Here is a 21,097-nt window from a genome sequence, read left to right as displayed (position 1 = left end):
AGGCAAACGCCATGTCCGATCACGTACGCATCGTCGAAGTCGGTCCCCGCGACGGCCTCCAGAACGAAACGATCCTCCTGCCCGCCGCGGTGAAGATCGCGCTGATCGATCGCCTGTCGGCGACCGGCCTCGCCACCATCGAGGCGACCAGCTTCGTCAGCCCCAAATGGGTGCCGCAGCTGGCCGACGCCGCCGAGGTGTTCGCCGGCATCCACAAGGTGCCCGGCGTCGCCTACCCGGTGCTGGTGCCGAACCTGCAGGGATACGAGCGGGCGCGCGAGGTAGGCGCGACCGAGGTGGCTGTGTTCACCGCCGCCTCCGAGGCGTTCAACCAGAAGAACATCAACGCGTCGATCGACGCGTCGATCGACCGCTTCGTGCCCGTGATGGACCGGGCGCGCGCCGACGGCGTGGCGGTGCGTGGCTATGTGTCGACGGTGCTGGGTTGCCCCTACCAGGGCGAGGTGCCCGTGGGCGACGTGGTCCGCGTCGCACGACGCCTGCATGACCTGGGCTGCCACGAGATATCGCTTGGCGACACGATCGGCGTGGGCACCCCCGCGAAGGCGCGCGCGATGCTTCGCGCGGTGGCGTCGGAGGTGCCGATGGCCGCGCTGGCGGTGCACTTCCACGACACCTACGGCCAGGCGCTGGCCAACCTCCTCGCCTGCCTCGACGAAGGGGTGCGCGTGGTCGACAGCGCGGTGTCGGGCACGGGCGGCTGCCCCTACGCCAAGGGCGCTTCGGGCAACGTGGCCAGCGAAGACGTGGTCTACATGCTGCACGGGATGGGCATGCGCACCGGCGTCGACCTCGACCGGCTCATCGACACCGGTGCGTGGCTGGCGACGCAGCTCAGGAAGGACACCGCGAGCAAGGTCACGCGGGCACGCACGGCGGCGTGAGGCCTCGTCGGCGCGACCGTTCGCGCGCAGGGCGCGCTCGCACGTTCACGTGCCGGAGCGCGCGCCGCGTGCGAAACGCAACGAAGCGATGACGACGCGCCCCCGGACATGGCAGCATCGCCCCATGCCCTCCGAACTCATCCTCCGCCCCATCCAACCGCGCGACGACGCCCAGGTTGCCGCCGTCATCCGTCACGTCATGCCGGAATTCGGCGCGGATGGTCCGGGTTTCGCCCTCCACGATCCCGAGGTGGACGCCATGTCCGCGGCCTACGCCGTGCCGCGGCGCGCCTACTTCGTCGTCGAGAGCGAGGGCCGCGTGGTCGGCGGCGCCGGCATCGCGCCGCTGGACGGCGGCGACGACGAGACCTGCGAGCTGCGCAAGATGTACTTCCTGCCGGAAGCGCGCGGCACCGGTGCGGCCACGAGGCTGATGCGCCTGTGCCTGGATGCCGCGCGTCGTGCCGGCTTCTCGCGCTGCTACCTCGAAACGCTCACCGGCATGGACGCCGCCCAAGCGCTCTACCAGCGCCACGGATTCACCCGTATCGACGCCCCGATGGGCGGCACCGGGCACTTCAGCTGCGACCGTTTCTACCTTCGCGGGCTCAACGACGGCGACCTCATCGTGGCACCGAAGCCGCCGTCGCTGGCATTCGCGGTGGACGAGCCGGGCCGGCCCGACGTGCTGCCGCTCATCGAGCAGTTGCACGGCTACCTCTCCGACCTCGCCCACCCCGCGGTACCGCCGACGGTCACCGTCGACAGCCTGCAGCGACCGCACGTCACCTTCATGACCGCACGCGTGGACGGCACGCCGCTGGCCTGCGGCGCGAGCGTCGGCCATGCCGACTATGTCGAGCTGAAATACATGTACGTGCTGCCCGCCTGTCGCGGCATGGGCCTGGGCAAGCAGATGCTGGAGGCCCTGGAAAACCAGGTGCGTCGCAGCGGCGGCCGCACGGTGAAGCTCGAGACCGCCACGGCGCTGACGGAGTCGATCGAACTCTACGAGCGGGCGGGCTACCGCCGCTGCCCGCCCTTCGGCGATTACCGCGCCAATGCCACCAGCATCTTCATGGAGAAGACCCTGTGATCCGCATCGCCACGGAGGCCGACGCCGCCGCCTGCCACGCCATCTACGCGCCGGTGGTGGAAACCAGCGCGATCACCTTCGAGACCGAACTGCCCGGCGACGAAGCCATGCGCGGACGGATCCGCGCGCGCCTGGCGCACCACCCCTGGCTGGTGTGGGAGGAGCACGGCCACGTGCTCGCCTACGCCTACGCGGGCCGGTTCCGCGAGCGCGCGGCCTACGACTGGATCGCCGAGACCTCGATCTATGTGCACGAGGATGCCCGCCGCCGAGGAATCGCGCGCCGCCTCTACGGCCGCCTGCTCGACGTCATGGCGCGCCAGGGGATCAACCAGGCCGTGGGCGTGATCACCCTGCCCGGCCAGAGCAGCGTCGCGATGCACGAAACGATGGGCTTCGCCCCGGCGGGCGTCTGGCCGAAGGCGGGATACAAACTGGGGCGCTGGTGGGACGTAGGCGTATGGAGCCGGTTCCTCAGCGAACCGGACGTGCCTCCGGTGCCGGTGACGCCCTTCGCCGAGCTCGCGGCGCGCGGCGGCCTGGACGACCTGCTGGCGACGTGAGACGACATCTCGCGGAGCCGGCGATATGCGGCGGCGCCACATCGGCCCGCGACGGCGTCGGCTAAACTGGGGCTCTTTGCCCACGCATCCCTGGAGTTTCCATGCAGCTCGAACAGGTCAAGGCCGTCATCACCGGTGGCGCCTCGGGTCTCGGCCACGCGGTGGCCCAGCGACTGGTCGCCGCCGGCGCCCACGTCGCGCTCTTCGACGTCAATGAAGCCAAGGGTCACGCCGCCGTCGCGGCGCTCGGGCCGAACGCGAGCTTCCAGCGCACCGACGTGACCTCCGAAGACGGCGTCGTGGCCAACGTGGCCGCCGCGAGCCAGGCCATGGGCGGGCTCAATACCGTGGTGAACTGCGCGGGCATCCTCGGCGCAGGCCGCGTACTCGGCAAGGAAGGCCCGATGCCCCTGTCGACCTTCGCCACCACGGTGATGGTCAACCTCGTCGGCAGCTTCAACGTCGCCAAGGCGGCCGCCCAGCTCATGCAGTCCAACGCGGCGGGCGACGACGGCGAACGCGGCGTCATCGTCAACACGGCGTCCGTGGCCGCGTACGAAGGCCAGATCGGCCAGGCCGCCTATTCGGCGTCCAAGGGCGGCGTGGTCGGGATGACGCTGCCCATGGCGCGAGAGCTGTCGCGATTCGGCATCCGCGTGAACACGATCGCGCCGGGCATCTTCTGGACACCCATGGTCGACGGCATGCCGCCGCAGGTGCAGGAGTCGCTCTCGGCGTCCATCCCGTTCCCGTCGCGCCTGGGCAAGCCGGACGAGTTCGCCGAGCTCGTCGCCTTCATCCTGGCCAACCGCTACATCAACGGCGAGACGATCCGCCTCGACGGCGCCGTGCGCCTCGCCCCGAAGTGATTTCCTCCACCCTGTGACGGCATCCTCGCCATGAAAGCATCCGAAGTAAAAAAGGGTAACGTCGTCGAGAACGACGGCACCGTGTACCAGGTTCGCGACATCGAGCGCAGCGCGCCCACTGCGCGCGGCGGCAACGTGACCTTCCGTTTCACGCTCTACTCGATCCCCGGCAACCGCAAGTTCGACCTGAGCCTGCGCGCCGACGACGACCTCAAGGAAGTCGACCTCGCCCGCCGCCAGGCGAAGTTTTCGTACATGGACGGCGACGCGTTCGTCTTCATGGACGACGAGGACTACACCCAGTACACCCTCGGCGCCGACGTCGTCGGCGATAACGCCGGCTACGTCGTGGAAGGCGTCGACGGCTATTACGTGCAGGTGATCGACGATGCGCCGGTCGGCCTGCAGGTGCCCAGCAGCGTCGTGCTCACCGTGGTCGATACCGCGCCCGAGCTGAAGGGCTCCAGCGCCACCAAACGCAACAAGCCGGCCAGGCTCAACACCGGCATCGAAGTGCAGGTACCGGAATACATCACCAACGGCGAAAAGGTCACGGTGAACACGCTGACCGGCGAATTCGCAGGACGCGCGTGACGCCCGGGGCGGGAGGTGGGACACCGGGAAACACGTCCGGTGAGTGACGCGGCATTCATGGCGCCGGGGATACCCTTTCGCGTTCGACGATGCGTCCCCCCTTCCCGCCTCCCACCTCCCGTGTTTCCATGACCACCCACCGCTATTCGTTCCGCGCCAGCGTCATCGACACGCTGATCCGGACGAAGCGTCCCGACGTCCCCATGCGCGTCGCGCTGCGCAACACGGCGGCCGTCGTGCTTCCGCTGGCGCTGGGCATCTACACCGGCCATCACGAGATCGGCATCGGCATCGCCGCCGGTGCGCTCGATACCATGTTTTCGGACCAGCCCGGTCCCTACCAGCAACGCCTCATCCGCCTGCTGCTCGCCGCGCTCGCCGCCGGCGCGGCCTCGCTGGTGGGCTTTCTCATCGGCGGGCTGATCCTGCCAATGACGCTGGCCTGCATCGTCTGCGGTTTCTTCGGCGGACTGCTCGTGGTGTTCGGCCCGGATATCGCCCGCGTGGGCATGACGAGCATGTTGCTGCTCGTGATCACGGCGGCCACGCCGACCGACCTTCCCCACGCGCTCTATGGCGGCCTGCTCATCTTCGCGGGCGGCATGTTGCTGGCGCTGTTTTCCATCGCCGAATGGCCATTGCAGCGCTATCGGCCCGAGCGCATGGCGCTGGCCGGGGTCTATCGTGGCCTCGCCGACCTGGCCCGCAAGCCGCAGAAAGACGGCGAGGCGCCCGGGCTGAGCGACGCCATGAACGTGCTCCAGGACACCCTGCTGGGGCGGCACCACGCGCACGGTCGCGCGATGGAGGCGTTCCGCGTGCTGCTCGACCTCGCCGAGCGTATCCGTCTCGAACTGATCGCCATGGCCGAACTGGAAACCCGACGCGACGGCATGGGCGAGATGTTCCGCCACGACGCCGCGCGCGTGCTGACGGCGGTGGCCGAGGCGATCGATGCCGCGGAGCCGCCGCAGCGCGCCGAACGGGCCCTGGCCACGCTGCGCGCCAGCGAGCGCGCCCTGCTCGGCGGCGTGACAGGCCTGGGGCTCACGGCGCACATCCAGGCGCTTTCGGGGCAGTTGGCCGCGGTGGTCCGTAACGCGAACTGGGCCGGCAGCCGCGGCGAAGAGCGGGCGCAGCGCGCCGAAACCATGCTTCCCGAGACCTTGCGCAGCGCGTCGGCGCTGGCCACGCTGCGCGCGAACATCACGCCGGGCTCGGTCGCCTTCCGCCATGCGGTGCGATGCGCGGTGTTGCTGGCGCTGGCCTTCGTGCTGTCGCGGCACTTCGGCCTGCCGCATGGCTATTGGCTGCCGATGACCGCCGCGATCGTGTTGCGCCCGGACTTCGCCGCCACCTTCAACTTTGGCCTCTTGCGCGTGGTCGGCACGGTGCTTGGCCTCGTGCTCACGACATTCCTGCTGCGCATCACGCCCGACGAGGTGTGGGCGCACATCGCCGTGATGGGCGTGCTGTGCGTGGCGTTCCGCTACCTCGCGGGCGCGCACTACGGTATCGCCGTCACGGCGCTCACCGGCACCGTGGTGGTGCTGCTGTCGTTCGAAGGCGTCGACCCGGATGCGGCGATGTACGACCGGGTGCTCAATACCGCGCTGGGCAGCGGCCTCGCCCTCATCGCTTACGTACTGTGGCCGTCGTGGGAGCGGCACCGGGCACGCCATGCGCTGTCGGACATGCTCCGCGCCTACGCGGACTACCTCGACGCGCTCGCCGGGCCGGACGATCGGGCCCGACGTCACGGCGTGCGCATGGCCACGCGCACGGCGCGCACGAACGCGCTGGCATCGGTCGACCGCATGCGCGCCGAGCCGGGCACGCCCGCCGTGCTGCAAGAACTGGCCGAGACGCTCTATGCCAACGGCAATCGCGTAGCGCGTACGGCGATGACGCTCGAGGCATTGATCGACGCGAGCGACGTGCCGGCCGAGTGGGAGCATGTCGGGCCTTTCCTGGGCGAATCGTCGATCGCGTTGCGCCGGCAGGCCGAGGCGCTCATGCAGGCGGAGGCGGTGACCGCGCCGCCGATGCTGCGCGAGCACCAGCGCGCCTTGGTGGACACCCTCGCTCGCGTGAAGGATCGCGAGTTCGCCGACGCGATCGGCCGCCTCACCGATCGCCTTACCGATAACGTCGATACCATCGCCCACGTGGTGACCCGGCGCAGCGCGGCACCCGCCTGATAGCTGCACGGCGGATGCGCAGGGCACGGGTCGATGCGGGCCGTGTCCACGAACCCTCAGGGTCGCCACGGTCGAACGCTGCCGTCGCTCGCACGATGCCGGCTGGCGCGGGATCGCCGATGCGGTCGGCTCCTCCCCTTCGGTCGCTACAAGGCGCGGGTGGGAGCGGCCCATGCTGCACTGCCAGAGGCATCGCCCGACACCCGGGCCTACACTCGGGCCATGCTGAAGATCGATACCCACGCGCATATCCTCCCTCGCGACTGGCCCGATCTGGCGGCCCGTTTCGCCGATCCGCGCTTCCCGGTCATGACGCACACCGATGGGCGGCATCGCATCTACAAGGATGGCAAATTCTTCCGCGAAGTCTGGGAGTCCGCCTTCGATCCCGTCCTGCGCACGGCCGACTACGCCCGCTTCGGCGTGGGCGTGCAGGTCATCTCCACCGTGCCGGTGATGTTCTCCTACTGGGCCAAGGGGCACCAGGCGCTCGAGCTTCACCGACACCTGAACGATGCCATGGCCGCCATCTGCGCCGACCACCCCCGGCACTACGCGGGTATCGGCACCGTGCCGTTGCAGTCTCCCGATCTGGCGATCCGCGAAATGGAACGCTGCATCGGCGAACTTGGCCTGCAAGGCGTGCAGGTCGGCTCGCACTGCAACGACTGGAACCTCGACGCACCGGAGCTTTTCCCCTTCTTCGAGGCGGCGGCCGACCTGGGCGCGGCGATCCTCGTGCATCCGTGGGACATGATGGGCGCCGACAGCATGCCACGGTACTGGCTGCCCTGGCTGGTCGGCATGCCGGCGGAGCAGTCGCGCGCGGCGTGCTCGCTGATCTTCGGCGGCGTGCTCGAACGCCTGCCTTCCTTGAGGGTGATGCTCGCCCACGGCGGCGGTAGCTTTCCCTACACCATCGGCCGGATCGAACACGGCTTCCGCATGCGCCCCGACCTCGTCGCCACCGACAACGCCCGCAACCCGCGCGCGTATTTCCCGCAGCTGTTTTTCGACTCGTGCGTGCACGACGACCGCGCCCTGCGCTATCTCCTGGACACCGTCGGCAGCGACCGGGTGATGCTCGGCACAGACTACCCCTTTCCCCTGGGCGAGCAGTCGCCAGGCAGCGGCATCGACGCGCTGGGCCTGGACGACACGACGCGTGCCCGCCTCTTCCACGGGACCGCGCTGGCATGGCTCGGCGTGCCACTGGCGCGGTTCCAGGCAGCCGCCGCCGGGGCGTGACGTGGCGCACAGGCGCCGCACGAGCCCCGTGGCGCGCTTGTGCCAGAATGCGTCCACCGAGCCGCCATTCGTTCCAGGGGAAACCGACGTGAGACGCCCGCTGTCCCTTCTTGTGATCGCGCTCGCCAGCGCGCCCGCGTTCGCCACCGACGTCAGCATGGCCAACGGCGATGTCCGCTTCCACGTCCCCGACGGATGGATGACGATCATGCAGTCGCAATCGGAAGACACCGAGGCGCAGGTCTTCCAGGTGCCGGGATCAGCCAACGCCGATGCCACGCTCGCCCGGGTGTCCGTCACCGTGCGCAAGGCGTCCAGTCTTATCGCCTTCCAGCAGTTCGACAAGGAGTATCGCAACCGGGCCAGCCAGCTGACGGACTACCAGGCGGGCACCGCGAAGCAGCCGACCCAGAACGTCTACAGCGCGAAGGAAGGCCCCGTGAAGCTGTCGTATGACGAGCGCTACTTCTACGCCAACGGCTACGCCATCCAGCTCCGTTGCGTCCGACCCACCGGCGATGCGAAATTCAGCGCCGCCTTCGACAAGGGCTGCGCCGACGTCGCCGCCAGCATGCCGTCCTGATCCCATGACCGACTTCGAATGTTCCCGCACCTGGGCCGAGGCCCAGGATGCCGCCGATCCGCTGCGCGCCTTCCGCGACGAATTCCACATTCCGCCGCATGACGGGCGCGATGCCCTGTATTTCTGCGGCAATTCCCTCGGCTTACAACCGAAGGGCGTGGCGGCGGCATTGCAGGCGGAACTCGACGACTGGTCGAATCTGGCCGTCGAGGCGCACTTCCGCGGCCGCTCGCCGTGGATGCACTATCACGAGTACGTACGCGACACGATGGCCGAGGTGGTCGGCGCGCTGCCCCACGAAGTGGTCGCCATGAACTCGCTGGGCGTCAACCTGCACCTGATGATGGTGAGCTTCTACCGGCCGACGGCGGAACGCCCCGCGATCCTGATGGAGGCCGGCGCGTTCCCCACCGACCGTTACGCGCTGGAATCGCAGGTGCGTTTCCATGGTTTCGACCCGGCGCGCGACCTGATCGAGCTTCATCCGGACGGTCCCGGCGGCACGCTGTCGATGCAGGCCATCGAACAGGCCATCGCCGAGCACGGCCACCGCGTGGCGCTGATCCTGCTTCCTGGCATCCAGTACCGCACCGGCCAGGTGTTCGATCTCGCCCGCATCGTTTCGCTCGGGCACGCCGCCGGATGTGCCGTGGGGTTCGACCTGGCCCACGCCGTGGGCAACCTGCCGCTGACCCTGCACGACGACGGCCCCGACTTCGCCGTGTGGTGCACTTACAAATACCTCAACGCCGGGCCGGGCGCGGTCGCGGGTGCCTTCGTGCATGAGCGCCACGCCCGCGCCGACGTACCGCGTTTCGCTGGCTGGTGGGGCCATGACAAGACCACGCGCTTCCAGATGGGCCCCACGTTCGTGCCCACGCCCGGTGCCGACGGCTGGCAGCTTTCCAACCCGCCGATCATGGCACTGGCTCCCCTGCGCGCGTCGCTCGACGTCTTTCACCGCGCGGGCATGACCGCGCTCTCGTCAAAGAGCCGCCGCCTCACCGCCTACCTGGACTGGCTCATCCGCTCCCGGCTGGATGACGTGTTGGATATCGTGACGCCGAACGATCCAGCGCAACGCGCCGCGCAATTGTCGATCCGCGTACGCGCCGGACGCGACGCCGGGCGCGCCCTGTTCGAGCACCTCGAACGCCACGGCGTCATCGGCGACTGGCGCGAACCCGACGTGATCCGGCTCTCGCCGACGCCGCTTTACAACCGCTATGCGGATTGTTTTGGCGCGGTCGAGACCATCGAAGCATGGCGGCGGAGCGTTACGGCGTAAACGTGTCCCATCGGTCATCCACCGGGACGACCGAAGGGGTGGGAACCGACCGCATCGGCGATCCGGCGCCAGCCGGCACCTCCCTGCCTTTACGATCTACGCGTCAAACGCCTGGAGACGGGCACGCAACGTGTCGAGCATGAGATCGTGCCCCGCGCCGGGCGACGTGCGCGCCGCGAGGCTGGACTCGGGCGTGCGTCCCTCCCCCGCCGAGGCGGCGGTTTCGGCCGCGGCACGGTAGGCGTCACGGAACGGCACGCCGGCCACCGCCTGCTCGATAGCCACGTCGGTGGCGTACATCGCCGGTTCGATGGCGGCGCGCATCTTCCCGGCCTTCCACTCGAAACGGGCGAGCATGTCGGGGAGCAGTTCCAGCGCCCCCAACCCCATGGAAAAGCCGTGGAACAACGACCCCTTCGAGAACTGCAGGTCGCGCTGGTAACCCGACGGCAGCGACAGCAACTGCTCGATCTCCGTACGTGCGGCAGCGACGCTGGCATAGCTGGCGCGCAACAACTCCACGACGTCAGGGTTGCGCTTGTTCGGCATGATCGACGAACCGGTGGTGTACTCCGCCGGAAGTGTCACGAAATCGAACTCGGCCGTCGTGAACAGCGAGAGATCCCACGCCAGGCGACGGGTGTCGAGCAGCGCCGTGCCCACCGCGTCGAGCGCGGCCATCTCGAACTTGCCGCGCGAGAGCTGGGCGTAGATCGGCGATACCTGCATGCGTGCGAAACCGAGCACCGCCGTCGTATGCGCGCGATCGAGCTTGACGTTGACGCCATAGCCCGCGGCGGTACCGAGCGGATTGGCGTCGATCAGCGCCAGCGCCTGGCGCGCGCGCAGGGTGTTGTCGATGAAGGCCTCCGCGAAGGCGGCGAACCACATGCCCGTCGACGACACCACGGCGCGCTGGATGTGGGTGTAACCGGGCATAGGCAGCGCGTCGCCCGCCGCGCGGTCGAGGCACACCTGGGCAATACGGCGGCACAGCGTTTCGAGCGTGCCGAGTTGCTCTTTCAGCCACAGTCGCGTGGCGACCAGGATCTGGTCGTTGCGGCTGCGCCCCGTGTGCACGCGGCGGCCGGCATCGCCGAGTCGTTCGGTCAGGCGAGCCTCGATGGCCGAATGGCCGTCCTCGAACCGCTCATCGAGAATGAAATCGCCCGCGCGGAAATCGTTCGCGAGCACGTCGAGCTCGCGCAGCAGCGCGTCTCGCTCGTCGGACGACACCACGCCGATATGGGTGAGTCCTTCGACGTGCGCCTTGCTCGCCGTGATGTCGTGGAGGAAAAACTCGCGGTCGAGCACCACGTCGTTGCCGGCGAGGAAACGCATGATGCGCGCGTCGACCTGGGTGTCGGATTTCTGCCAGAGCGGCTGGGTCATGGGTGGCGGAGCCTCAAAGCGGAATGGCGGTGAGTTCGTCGAAGCCGAGCGAACGGTTGACGTTCTGCATGGCCTGGGTGGCGGCACCCTTGAGCAGGTTGTCGAGCGTGGCGACGACGACCACGCGACGGCCGTCCGCCGACAACGCGAAGCCACCCACCTCCAGATGGTGCTTGTGCGCGATGCGGCTCACCCAGGGTGCCTCGTCCACGATGTGGATGAGCTTCTCCCTGTCGAAGCGCGACTGGAAGCGCTGGACGATGTCCTCGCGACGATGCGGCTTGGCCAGATAAAGGTTGGTGGTTACGGTGAGGCCGCGAAAGTGCGGCGCGACGTGCGGCATGAATTCCACCGGCAGGCCCAGGTGACGGCTGGCTTCCTTCTCGTGCATGTGCCCGGTGAGCGAATAAGGCATGAGGTTGTCGCGCAGCTTGTCCGGATCGTTGCGGTCCGATGGCGTGGTGCCCGCGCCCGAGTAGCCGGAGACGCCGAACGACACCGGCGGCGCGGCCAGGAGGTCCTTGATCGGGGCGATCGAGCACTGGATCGCCGTGGCGTAGCAACCTGGATTGCTCACGCGCTTCTCGCCACGCCAGCGGTCGCGGTACAGCTCGGGCAGTCCGTAGTACCAGCGCTCGTCGAAACGGTAGTCCGCGGAGAGGTCGACGATGACCGTGTCGCCGCCGGCCTTGTCGATCGCCTCCACGTAGGGAGCGGCCTTGCCGTTGGGCAACGCGAGGATCACCACGTCCACGCCCTGTCCAGCCACGCCGGCGGGGTCGAGGTTCACGTAGCGCAGCTCGCCCCGGTAGACGTCGTTGTGCTCCGCCAGGCGCTGGCCCTCAAGTTCGCGCGACGAGACGAAGGCCAGCGTCAGCGAGGGGTGCCGGGCGATCAGCCGGATCAGTTCGGCGCCCGTGTGGCCGCGCGCGCCGACGATGCCGATGGTCTTGGTGGACATGGGGGTTCAGTCCTGCAGGGTGGGCGTACGCGTGGCGCAGTGCGCGACGCAGCGTTCGATGTCGACGAAGCTCTCCAGGCCATACCAGAAGACTTTCCAACGGGCCTGCTTGTAGCAGCCGTCGGACTCCGCGTAATAGAACGGGTTGATGGCGTTACCGTGGCGCGAGCGCCAGAACAGCTTCGGGTTTTCGTCGTGCATCACCTGCCATACGGCGCGACCCAGACCCTCGCCTTGCGCGTCGTCGAGCACGGCGAACTTGTCGAGGTAGGCGAATCCCTCCTCCATGGTCAACACCATGGCCGCCCGGTAATTCTCCGAGACGTACAGGCGATACAGGCGGGTGCGATCGAAGTAGTCCGGCACGAGGGCGCGGCCGAAGCTGGATTCGATGAGCTGGCGCATGCGCGCGAGGTCAACGCCGTCCCAGCTCTCGAAACGCAGCACCCGTTCGCCGCGGCGCACGAGCGTGCCCGAGCCCTTGTGGGTGAACAGTTCTTTCGCCAGCTCGGACGGCCGGGTGATCGACACCGACGAGGTCAGCGGCAGATCGTCCAGCAGATCCTTGATCTGCTCGATCTTCAGGCGCATACCCGAATGCAGCCATGGCTGGGCCAGCAGCTGGTCGTATTCGGTCGAGAGGTTGATCGAATCGATGACGTTGCCGTCGCCGTCGAGCAGGCCGCCCGTGCCGGTGAGGAACACGATCTTGTACGGCTGCAATACCCGCACCAGTTCGTTCGCCGCAAAGTCGGCGTTGATGTTGAGGATCTGGCCGGCGTCGGTCTCGCCCAGGCTGGCGATGACCGGGATCGAGCCCGCGCGCAGGCTGGCTTCGATCGGTGCGAGGTTGATCTCCCGCACGCGGCCGACCAGGCCGAGCGTCTGCGGATCGAGGAAGTCGGCGGCGAACACGCCCGACGGCACCGAGGTGGCGCGGGTGCCGACTTCCTGCAGGGCCTCGACCAGGCGCAGGTTCTGCGCCTGGAACACCTTGCGCACGATCGCCAGCGCCTCGGGCGAGGTGACCCGCAAGCCGTTGACCGTCTTCTTTTCGATGCCCGCCGCCTGCAGCTCTTCGTCGAGCTGCGGGCCCGCGCCGTGTAGCACGATCGGGGTCAGGCCCACCTGCTGCAGGAACGACAGCGACGAGGTGAGGTCGGGAAGCTCGTCGCGCAGTACCGCGCCACCCACCTTCACCACCGCGAAACGCGAGGCGTCGAGCTGGGAGAAGCGCTTGAGGTACTGCTGGATCTCGCGCGCGCTGCCCATGGCGGAGAGCAGGCGCACGATGGTCTTGCGGGTGTGCTTATTGGTGTCCACTGACGATCCGATGGATGGTCCGGGCGTAGTGCCCGAGTTGTTCGAGAGCGACCCACTCGTCGGCCGTGTGGGCCTGCGCGATGTCGCCGGGGCCATAGACGAACGAGGTATAGCCGGCCAGGGAGAACAGCGCGGCCTCGGTCCAGAAGTCGACCGCGTTGCCGATCGGGATGCCCAGTTCGTCGGCGAGATCGCGCGCGGCAAGGCGGCGCGTCTCGGCGGTGGCGACATCGCCCGCCGGCAAAGCGTCGCCACGGAAGGTCTCGCCGTATTCCACCGGATGCGGCTCGACCAGGGTGCGGAAGGTCTCCAGCAACGCGTCGGCATCCATGGACGGCAGCGGACGGAAGCCGAAGCGCACGTCGGCCGTCGGGGCGATCATGTTGGCCTTGATGCCGCCTTCGACCTTGCCGACGTTGAAACGCAGGCCGGTGAGCCCGCCGAAACGCGCGTGCGACAGCGCCTGCACGTGGTCGAGCGCGGCCGCGCCCCAGCGGATGGCCTGGTGCAGCGCGCTGTCCGAAGGTGTCTGATCGCCCGAGGCGTGCCCGGCGCGACCGAGGAAACGCATCTGCACCGAGTGTATGCCACGGTGGGCCAGCACCGCCTCGCCCCGGGTGGGCTCGGCGACGATGATGGCGTCGTAGTCGCGACGCGTCTTCAGGAAGCCGTCGATGCAACGCGCATCGTTGGCCTCTTCATCGGTGGAGAGCAGCAGGGCCATGTCGCCGTCGGTGGCGTTGGCCACGGCCACGAGGGCCGCCGCGGCGCCCTTGATGTCGCAAGCCCCCAGGCCCACGGCACGCTCGCCGTCCACGCGCAGCTCGAACGGGCTGGCCGTCCAGTGCGGCGAGTCGGGCACGGTGTCCAGGTGCACGTTGAACAGGTGCCTCGGTGTGCCGCGCACCGCGTAGAGGTTGACGGCACCGGCGCCGAAATCGGTCACCTCGACGTGGAACCCCGGCAGATGCTCGCGCAGGTAGTCGAAGATGCCGCCGGTGCCGATGGTTCGGGGCGGATTGCGCGTGTCGTACGAGACGAGCGCGCGCAGATGGGTCAGCGTGTCCTGGAGGAGTGTGTCCATGGAGGGTCAGTTCCCGTTGGCTCGATCGACTTCCGCCCACAACGTGGAGCTCATGCCGTAGAGCTTGATGAAGCCCTCGGCCTCGGCCACGCCCCAGTCGGCGGCCTGCGCGTACGTGGCACGCGCCGATTGCAGGATATTCTTCGACTCGACCTTCACCGCGTAGACGGTGCCGCCGCGCGTCTCGATGATCACCTTGCCGTCGACTTTGCGCTGGGTGGAGACGAGGAAGGCTTCGAGGTCGGCCTTGATCGGGTCGTTGAAAAAGCCCTCGTACGCCACTTCCGTCCACTTGCGGCCGATCTCGGGCTTGAAACGGTTCTGCTGCTTGGACAGCACCGTTTCCTCCAGCGCGCGGTGCGCGGTGAGCAGCGCGGTCAGCGCGGGCGCCTCGAACACGATGCGGCCCTTCAGGCCGATGTTGGTATCGCCGGTGTAGGTGCTGCGGCCCACGCCATACTTCGCCAGCTCGCGATTGAGAAACCCGAGGATCTCCGGGCCCGACGCCGGCTTGCCGTTGAGCGAGGTCGCTACGCCCTTGTCGAAGCCCAGCGCCACGCGCAGCGGCTCGGCCGGCCATTCGGCCCGCGGCGCGCACCAGCCCACCGCCCCCTCGCCGGGGATCTCCCATGCGTCGATCTCGCCGCCGGAGATCGTCACGCCCAGCACGTTCTCGTTGATGGTGTAGTGCTTGGTCTTGGCGCGCACCTCGAAGCCCTTGCCCTCAAGGTACGCCTGCTCGTAGGCACGGACCTGGGTGTGTTCGCGCTGGATCTCCCGGATCGGCGCCACGATGGTGTAGTCCCCCAGGGCCTTCACGGTGAGGTCGAATCGCACCTGGTCGTTGCCCATGCCCGTGCAGCCGTGCGCGAAGAACCGGGTGCCCAGTTCGTCGCAGCGCTCCAGCGACGCCTTGACGATGAGATAGCGGTCCGACACGAGCAGCGGATACTGGCCCTGGTAGAACTCGCCGGCCCAGATCAGCGGGGTGACGAAGCTGTCCCAGATCGCCTGCGCGGCATCCACGGTGCGGTGCGAGGCGGCGCCGAGTTCCTTCGCGCGCTGTTCGATGTACTCACGCTCGTCGGCGGACACGCCGCCCGTATCGACGAACACGGTGTGCACGGCATAGCCGCGCTCCATGAGGTAAGGGACGCAGAAGCTGGTGTCGAGGCCGCCCGAGAAGGCGAGGACGATATCGTGGGACATGCGGGCTCCGGAACGGTAAGGGCGAAAGGGAAAGATCAGATCAGAAACCGAGGCCGGACCTGGCGCCGGAGGCGGTGGCTATCAGCGACGCCATCACCGCCTTCTGCACGTGCAGGCGGTTTTCGGCTTCGTCGATGGCGATGCAGGCGGGCGAATCCATCACCGCGTCGGTGGCCTTGATGTTCCGGCGCAGCGGCAGGCAGTGGCTGAAGAGGCCGTTGTCGGTAAGGGCCATCTTCGCCTCGTCGACGATGAAGTGCCGGTTCGCGTCGCGGATGGCTTTTTCTTCGTCCCAGCGACCGAAGTACGGGATCGCGCCCCAGCTCTTCGCGTAGACGACATGGGCGCCGCGGTAGGCCGATTCGATGTCGTGCGACACCTGCAGCGAGCCGCCGTTCTCCTCGGCGTTCTGTCGGGCGAAATCCATGTAGCGCTCGTCGAGCACGTAGTCCGGCGTCGGGCACAAGAGGGTGACGTCCATGCCCATTTTCGTCGCGATCAGCAGCGCCGAATTGGCCACGGCGGTGTTCAGCGGCTTGGGATGGTAGGTCCAGGTGAGCACGTATTTCTTGTGGCTCAGGTCACCCAGGTGCTCCTTGAGGGCCAGCGCGTGGGCCAGTTCCTGGCACGGGTGGGTGATGGTCTCGAGGTTAATGACCGGCACGGTCGCGTACTTCGCGAAACCGGCGAGCACCTTGTCCTGGCGATCGACCGACCAGTCGACGAACTTCGGGAAGGCCCGCACGCCGATGAGGTCGACATAGCGCGACAGCACCCGGGCCACTTCCGCGATGTGTTCCTCGGTGTCGCCGTCCATCACGGTGCCCAGGTCAAACTCGATGGGCCACGCGTCCTTGCCGGGCGACAGCACCACGGCGTGGCCGCCGAGGTGGAACGCGCCGAGCTCGAAGCTGGTGCGGGTGCGCATCGAGGCGTTGAAAAATACCAGTGCGATGGATTTGCCCGCCATCTGCTGGCCCTGCGGCGAGCGCTTGAACTCGGCGGCCTGCGCGAGCAGGGCATCGATCTCGGCGCGGCTGTAATCCTGCGTGGAAAGGAAATGGCGGGGGGTCATGGCGGTCCAGGGGTGGGCGGAAGGGAAACCGGAAACGAAAAAACCCGGCACGTGGCCGGGTTTTTAGTCGAGACGAATGAAACGCGCGCGACAGCCTACCCGGCCGAGTACCCGATGTACGGTCGACGAGCACGCGAGGTCATCCCTGCGGCCATACGGGCGCTGGTGAAGACGATCGCGGTGTAGACGGCGTGGGACACGGCGGGGCCTGAAGGAAGTGAACCCCGATGATGCCGTGGATTGGTGCGTTGCGCAATGGGTCGCCGACGGGGTGGGAAGCCGATCGTATCGGCGACCCGGTGCCAGCCGGCACCCGGCAGGGGAAGGGGTGACCTCGCGCGATCACGTCATGGCCTCATTCGCCCGAGCCTGGCCCGGGAGTTCGCGGATACGATCCGCTCGCACCGCAGGGCGCGGCGCTCTTGGCCTGGCCGGCCCGAGCGTTCGCGCGCTGGACGCACCAACCAAAAAGGCCGCGATCGCTCGCGGCCTTTCGGTGATGCGCCCTGGCCGGATCAATCGGCCGGCGACACGCTCACACGAACGCGCAACCGCTCGCCCGGATCGTAATTGAGGCGGGACACGTACACCTCGCCTCGATACCGGTATTCGACGTCATACCCTGCGATACGACGCTGTTCGGAGACGGTGCTGAAATCGCGGCAGCGGGTCTCGGTGCCCTCATAGGTGCGATCGTCGCGCGAGACGTTGTTGCCCACCACGCCACCGGCCAGCGCACCGGCCACGGTGGCGGCCTTGCGACCATCGCCCTTGCCGACGGTGTTGCCCAGCACGCCACCGACGACGGCGCCGAGGATGGTGCCGGCCGCGCTGCCGCCACTGGATTCGCGACGGACCACCGGCTGGTCGTAGCACTCCTGTCGCGGCGTCTCCACGCGCGACACGCCGTAGACCGGATCGACGCGCAGCACGTCGGCCCAGCCGAAATGGGTGTTGTCGTCCGGACCCTGCGGCGGGGGCGGACCATAGCGGCCATCCTGCGCGACGGCGCCGGTGGCGAAGACCGCGAAGAACAGCGCGGGGATGAGCAGGCGAGCCATGAAGAAAGACCTCCAGCGAGGCGCCCCAAAAGCGCCTACTGGCGCCCATTCCATCAAGTTCACGCTGAATCCACGCTTATAGTTTGCTTCGGTGTCTTCACGTTCGCCCGTCAACGGATCGCCCGCTCGCGCGTGCGCCCCTGGCGGCCTCGCCTTGCTACTATTTCAGGCCGGCCGCCCGCCGCGCCCGCCATGGACCCCCGATGCCGATCTCGCTCTACAACACCCTGTCACGCCGCACGGAAGCGTTCAGCCCCCTCGATCCGGAACGGGTGACGATGTATGTCTGCGGGCCCACGGTCTATAACTACATCCACATCGGCAACGCGCGGCCACCGGTCGTCTTCGACGTGCTGGCACGCCTGATCCGCCGGCACTACCCCACCCTCGTCTACGCGCGGAACATCACCGACGTCGACGACAAGATCAACGCCGCCGCGGCGGCGGCCGGCGTGCCGATCGGCCAGATCACCGAACGCTTCGCCCAGGCCTACCGCGACGACATCGCCCGGCTCGGCGTGGCACCGCCTGACGTCGAACCGCATGCCACGGCGCATATGCCGCAGATCGTCGCGATGATCGAGCGCCTGATCGCGAACGGCCACGCCTACGCGGCGGAAGGCCATGTCCTGTTCCATGTGGAGTCGTTCCCGGCCTACGGCGCGCTTTCGGGCCGCGATCCCGACGAACTGCTCGCCGGTGCCCGCGTGGAAGTGGCCCCTTACAAGAAGAGCCCGGGCGACTTCGTGCTCTGGAAGCCATCCGACGCCACCCTGCCCGGCTGGGAGAGTCCCTGGGGCCGTGGACGTCCCGGCTGGCACATCGAATGCTCGGCGATGAGCGAGGCCCACCTGGGCGAAACCATCGACATCCACGCCGGTGGCGTCGATCTGACCTTTCCCCACCATGAGAACGAGATCGCGCAGAGCACGTGCGCCCACAGGGGCAAGGTGTTCGCGCGCTACTGGCTGCACAACGGCATGCTGACGTTCGACGGCCGCAAGATGTCGAAGTCGCTGGGCAACGTGCTCCAGCTGCACGAACTGCTCAAGAAGCATCCGGCCGAGGCGTTGCGTCTCATGTTGTTGCGCGGCCACTACCGCCAGCCGCTGGACTGGTCCGATGCCGCCCTCACCCAGTCCGTGCGCACGCTCGATGGCTGGTACGGCGCGCTACGCGACCTGGCCGGGGTCGAGGCCGGTGACGCCGTGGTGCCGGAGGCGGTGGAAGCGGCGCTGTGCGACGACCTCAACACCCCTCAGGCGCTGGCGGAGATCTCCCAGCTTGCCGACGCCGCCCGTCGCGCCAGCGGCGCCGAGCGGGGCAAGGCAAAGGCCGCCCTTCTCGGCGGCGGCGCGCTTCTGGGCCTGCTTCAGGACGATCCGGAAGCCTGGTTCCGCCAGGGCAATCCGGGCGAAACCGTCGATGCGGACGCCATCGAAGCGCTGCTCGATGAACGGCGCGCGGCCCGCGCGGCGAAGGACTTCGCCCGCTCCGACGCGATCCGCGATCAATTGAAGGCCATGGGCATCGCCATCGAGGACGGCGCCCAGGGCACCCGCTGGAGCGTGGTAAAGGCATGAGCCATCCGCAGGAACCCACCGCCGCCGAGGCACAGACCGCCATCGCCGACGAATTCGCCTTCTTCGGCGACTGGACCGAGCGCTATCAATACCTGATCGACCTCGGGCGGCAGTTGCCGGCCTTCCCCGAGCAGGACAAAACCGAAGAGCACCGCGTGCATGGCTGCCAATCCATGGTGTGGCTGATTCCGTCGGGCGATGCCTCACGGCTGCATTTCGCCGCCGCCAGCGACTCGGCCATCGTCTCCGGGCTGATCGCCCTGGTGCTGCGGGTCTATTCCGATCGTCCCGCGCAGGAGATCGTCGACACCCAGCCGGACTTCGTCCAGCAGATCGGCCTGGCCAAGCACCTGTCCCCCACCCGCTCCAATGGCCTGGCCGCGATGCTGGCCCGGATCAAGGCCCACGCCAGCGGCGTCCTGGCCGCGTAGGAGCCCGCCCCGCAGGCGAGCCGGCGGTATCCAGCCTCGGGCACTGACGCCGGGCGCCCGCACCGTGGCGACCGCGGCTTCGCTCGCTCGGTGCCACCTGGGGGTTCGCGGACACGGTCCGCTCCTACACGAAGGGCGCCCAGCGCGTCGAGGGATCAGGACGCCTCGCTGCGCTCACGCACGCTCGCGAACGAGGCATCGCGTCGCAGGACGCCGTTTTCCCACACCGTTTCCATCGCATGGTCCCAGCCCGGCTCCAGGGGCATCGCATCCGCCGTCTCGATGTCGTGGGGTATCGGGACTGTGCGCCACGTACCGTAGTCGCGATGCCGGATGAGCGTGAGGCGGCCGCGCTGGGAAAACTTGCCCGCGTCGGTGACGGGCGCCTTGAATACATCGACCCACTGCCCGTCGATGCGCGCCGCCGAACACTTCAGGGCGAATTTCTGCGTGTCCCGATCCACCTTCTGCAACAGCGCGCCACCCATGCCGAAAGCGATGTTGTCGGCGGCGTACCCCGCCCCGGTGATCCGTTCGAGGATGGCGCGGATGCTGTCGGGATTGACGCCATCGCCCTGGATGACGCGCACGTGGTTGAGCACGCGGTAGCCCTTGCCGTTGAGCGTGGCGCCGAACGCGTCGTCGAGCAGGGTCAGGCAGCGATGCACCACTTCGACCGGATCACCCGAGTCCGGACGCACCACCAGGGTACCTCCGGAGGCGATCACCTGGTCGCGAAGGGTGCGACCCCAATGCTCGCGGATGGCGTGAAAGATGTCGTAGCTGTCGGACACCACGGCCACGAGGCTGCCGGGCCGGGCGAAGTGCCGGAGCATGTTGCGGTAGGCGTCGACCTCGCGATCGCGTCCCCAACTGGTGATGGTGCTGTGTTCCGCCGCGGCGATCGAATACCCCGCCATCGCCTCGCCGTAAAACTCGCGGGCCGCCAGCACACCCTGCACCGTGTCGGTGCCGCGGAAATTGACCAGGTGCGCCATGCCGCCCAGTGCGGCGGATTCGGCGCTGGAAACGCCGCGAGCGCCGAAGTCGTGCAGCTTGAACGGCAACTGCCCGTCCACGTCGTCGCTCGTCCGCTCGAGAAACTCGCGGACGGTTCGCTTCACGTGCCAGCTGAGCGTGGCGACCGTCACCGGATACCACAGCCGCAGCAGCAGGGTTTCCAGGTAGCTGGGCAACCAGAATGCCTGCGGATCGGTCGACTCGATGGTCACCAGGGCCTGGTGGGTGGGCACCACGGTGCCTTCGGGCACAGCACGGATGCGCATCGGCAGGTGGCCGCCGTGCACGTCGACGATACGATGCCAACCCTCCTCGTTGAACGGCTCCCCGTGGACGGCGAAGACATCGCGCGCCTCGTCCACGTCGGCGTGGGTGACGGGCCGGCTCAACCAGGCTTTCAGGATGGCCTGCAGGCCGAAGAAGACGGTGCGGTCGTAGACGCCACCGCGCGACTCCACGTAGAAGAAGGTCCGGTCCGTGCCCGGCGGGTATTGCAACCAGTGACTGGCCTTGTAGCTGTCCGTGTTGAGGATCAGGTTCTGAAGATGGCGCATGGCGGCTCCTTTGGCCGCCAGTGTAGCCCCAGCCCTGGTTCGGCGAGAGGCAAAAAC

19 protein-coding genes and 1 pseudogene are annotated in these 21,097 nt (G+C 68.1%); 12 read left to right on the top strand and 8 right to left on the bottom strand.

Annotated elements, in window-relative coordinates:
• The first annotated feature begins 11 nt into the window (after positions 1 to 11).
• The 10 genes and pseudogenes from PI246_RS03575 (at position 12) to kynU (ending at position 9,347) form a co-directional block, all read left to right on the top strand.
• Complete coding sequence (locus PI246_RS03575; RefSeq protein WP_320549909.1) at positions 12 to 905, top strand: hydroxymethylglutaryl-CoA lyase; 894 nt, start codon at positions 12 to 14, stop codon at positions 903 to 905.
• 124 nt (positions 906 to 1,029) lie between these two features.
• Positions 1,030 to 1,515: pseudogene (locus tag PI246_RS03570) on the top strand (GNAT family N-acetyltransferase); the annotation flags it as partial.
• Positions 1,516 to 1,533: 18 nt separating this feature from the next.
• A complete protein-coding gene (locus PI246_RS03565) occupies positions 1,534 to 2,001 on the top strand; it encodes a GNAT family N-acetyltransferase (RefSeq protein WP_320550243.1) in 468 nt (155 codons plus the stop codon).
• Complete coding sequence (locus tag PI246_RS03560) at positions 1,998 to 2,564, top strand: GNAT family N-acetyltransferase (protein ID WP_320549908.1); 567 nt, start codon at positions 1,998 to 2,000, stop codon at positions 2,562 to 2,564. Before PI246_RS03565 ends, PI246_RS03560 begins: the two co-directional genes overlap by 4 nt.
• A gap of 101 nt (positions 2,565 to 2,665) precedes the next feature.
• Positions 2,666 to 3,433, top strand: coding sequence for an SDR family oxidoreductase (locus tag PI246_RS03555; RefSeq protein ID WP_320549907.1), 768 nt, complete (start codon positions 2,666 to 2,668; stop codon positions 3,431 to 3,433).
• Between the two features lie 30 nt (positions 3,434 to 3,463).
• Positions 3,464 to 4,027, top strand: coding sequence for an elongation factor P-like protein EfpL (efpL, locus tag PI246_RS03550; RefSeq protein WP_320549906.1), 564 nt, complete (start codon positions 3,464 to 3,466; stop codon positions 4,025 to 4,027).
• Between the two features lie 128 nt (positions 4,028 to 4,155).
• A complete protein-coding gene (locus PI246_RS03545) occupies positions 4,156 to 6,228 on the top strand; it encodes an FUSC family protein (protein ID WP_320549905.1) in 2,073 nt (690 codons plus the stop codon).
• 222 nt (positions 6,229 to 6,450) lie between these two features.
• Entirely contained in the window at positions 6,451 to 7,476 is a 1,026-nt protein-coding gene (locus tag PI246_RS03540; RefSeq protein WP_320549904.1) for an amidohydrolase family protein, read from the top strand.
• An 88-nt stretch (positions 7,477 to 7,564) separates the two neighbouring features.
• Positions 7,565 to 8,059: a hypothetical protein gene (locus PI246_RS03535; RefSeq protein ID WP_320549903.1), complete on the top strand. Its 495-nt coding sequence runs from the start codon at positions 7,565 to 7,567 to the stop codon at positions 8,057 to 8,059.
• Between the two features lie 4 nt (positions 8,060 to 8,063).
• A complete protein-coding gene (kynU, locus tag PI246_RS03530) occupies positions 8,064 to 9,347 on the top strand; it encodes a kynureninase (protein ID WP_320549902.1) in 1,284 nt (427 codons plus the stop codon).
• Between the two features lie 96 nt (positions 9,348 to 9,443).
• On the opposite strand, the gene PI246_RS03525 is transcribed toward kynU, so the two are convergent.
• The 7 genes from PI246_RS03525 to PI246_RS03495 form a co-directional block, all read right to left on the bottom strand.
• Positions 9,444 to 10,739 carry an argininosuccinate lyase gene (locus PI246_RS03525; protein WP_320549901.1) on the bottom strand — a complete coding sequence of 432 codons (1,296 nt, stop codon included), beginning with the start codon at positions 10,737 to 10,739 and terminating at the stop codon, positions 9,444 to 9,446.
• A 13-nt stretch (positions 10,740 to 10,752) separates the two neighbouring features.
• Complete coding sequence (argC, locus tag PI246_RS03520; RefSeq protein WP_320549900.1) at positions 10,753 to 11,700, bottom strand: N-acetyl-gamma-glutamyl-phosphate reductase; 948 nt, start codon at positions 11,698 to 11,700, stop codon at positions 10,753 to 10,755.
• Positions 11,701 to 11,706: 6 nt separating this feature from the next.
• Positions 11,707 to 13,023 (bottom strand): acetylglutamate kinase, encoded by a 1,317-nt coding sequence (locus tag PI246_RS03515; protein ID WP_320549899.1) that lies wholly within the window; start codon positions 13,021 to 13,023, stop codon positions 11,707 to 11,709.
• Positions 13,010 to 14,107, bottom strand: coding sequence for an acetylornithine deacetylase (locus PI246_RS03510; RefSeq protein ID WP_320549898.1), 1,098 nt, complete (start codon positions 14,105 to 14,107; stop codon positions 13,010 to 13,012). The genes PI246_RS03515 and PI246_RS03510 overlap by 14 nt, the downstream gene beginning before the upstream one ends.
• A gap of 6 nt (positions 14,108 to 14,113) precedes the next feature.
• Complete coding sequence (locus PI246_RS03505) at positions 14,114 to 15,316, bottom strand: argininosuccinate synthase (RefSeq protein WP_320549897.1); 1,203 nt, start codon at positions 15,314 to 15,316, stop codon at positions 14,114 to 14,116.
• Between the two features lie 40 nt (positions 15,317 to 15,356).
• Positions 15,357 to 16,391, bottom strand: a complete 1,035-nt coding sequence (locus PI246_RS03500; RefSeq protein WP_320549896.1) for an N-acetylornithine carbamoyltransferase — start codon at positions 16,389 to 16,391, stop codon at positions 15,357 to 15,359.
• Positions 16,392 to 16,906: 515 nt separating this feature from the next.
• Positions 16,907 to 17,452, bottom strand: coding sequence for a glycine zipper 2TM domain-containing protein (locus PI246_RS03495; protein ID WP_320549895.1), 546 nt, complete (start codon positions 17,450 to 17,452; stop codon positions 16,907 to 16,909).
• Positions 17,453 to 17,655: 203 nt separating this feature from the next.
• Between PI246_RS03495 and cysS the strand changes: the two genes are divergently transcribed.
• Both cysS and PI246_RS03485 read left to right on the top strand, forming a co-directional pair.
• Positions 17,656 to 19,035 (top strand): cysteine--tRNA ligase, encoded by a 1,380-nt coding sequence (cysS, locus tag PI246_RS03490; protein WP_320549894.1) that lies wholly within the window; start codon positions 17,656 to 17,658, stop codon positions 19,033 to 19,035.
• Positions 19,032 to 19,466, top strand: coding sequence for a SufE family protein (locus PI246_RS03485; protein ID WP_320549893.1), 435 nt, complete (start codon positions 19,032 to 19,034; stop codon positions 19,464 to 19,466). The genes cysS and PI246_RS03485 overlap by 4 nt, the downstream gene beginning before the upstream one ends.
• Positions 19,467 to 19,621: 155 nt before the next feature.
• Here PI246_RS03485 and PI246_RS03480 read toward each other — a convergent pair whose 3' ends face one another.
• The gene (locus PI246_RS03480) at positions 19,622 to 21,040 is read right to left on the bottom strand and encodes a nicotinate phosphoribosyltransferase (protein WP_320549892.1); all 1,419 of its coding nucleotides are present in this window, start codon (positions 21,038 to 21,040) and stop codon (positions 19,622 to 19,624) included.
• Positions 21,041 to 21,097: the final 57 nt, after the last annotated feature.

The organism is Luteibacter sahnii (genome assembly GCF_034063545.1).
GTDB lineage: Bacteria > Pseudomonadota > Gammaproteobacteria > Xanthomonadales > Rhodanobacteraceae > Luteibacter > Luteibacter sahnii.
This window is presented reverse-complemented; position numbering and strand designations above follow the sequence as displayed.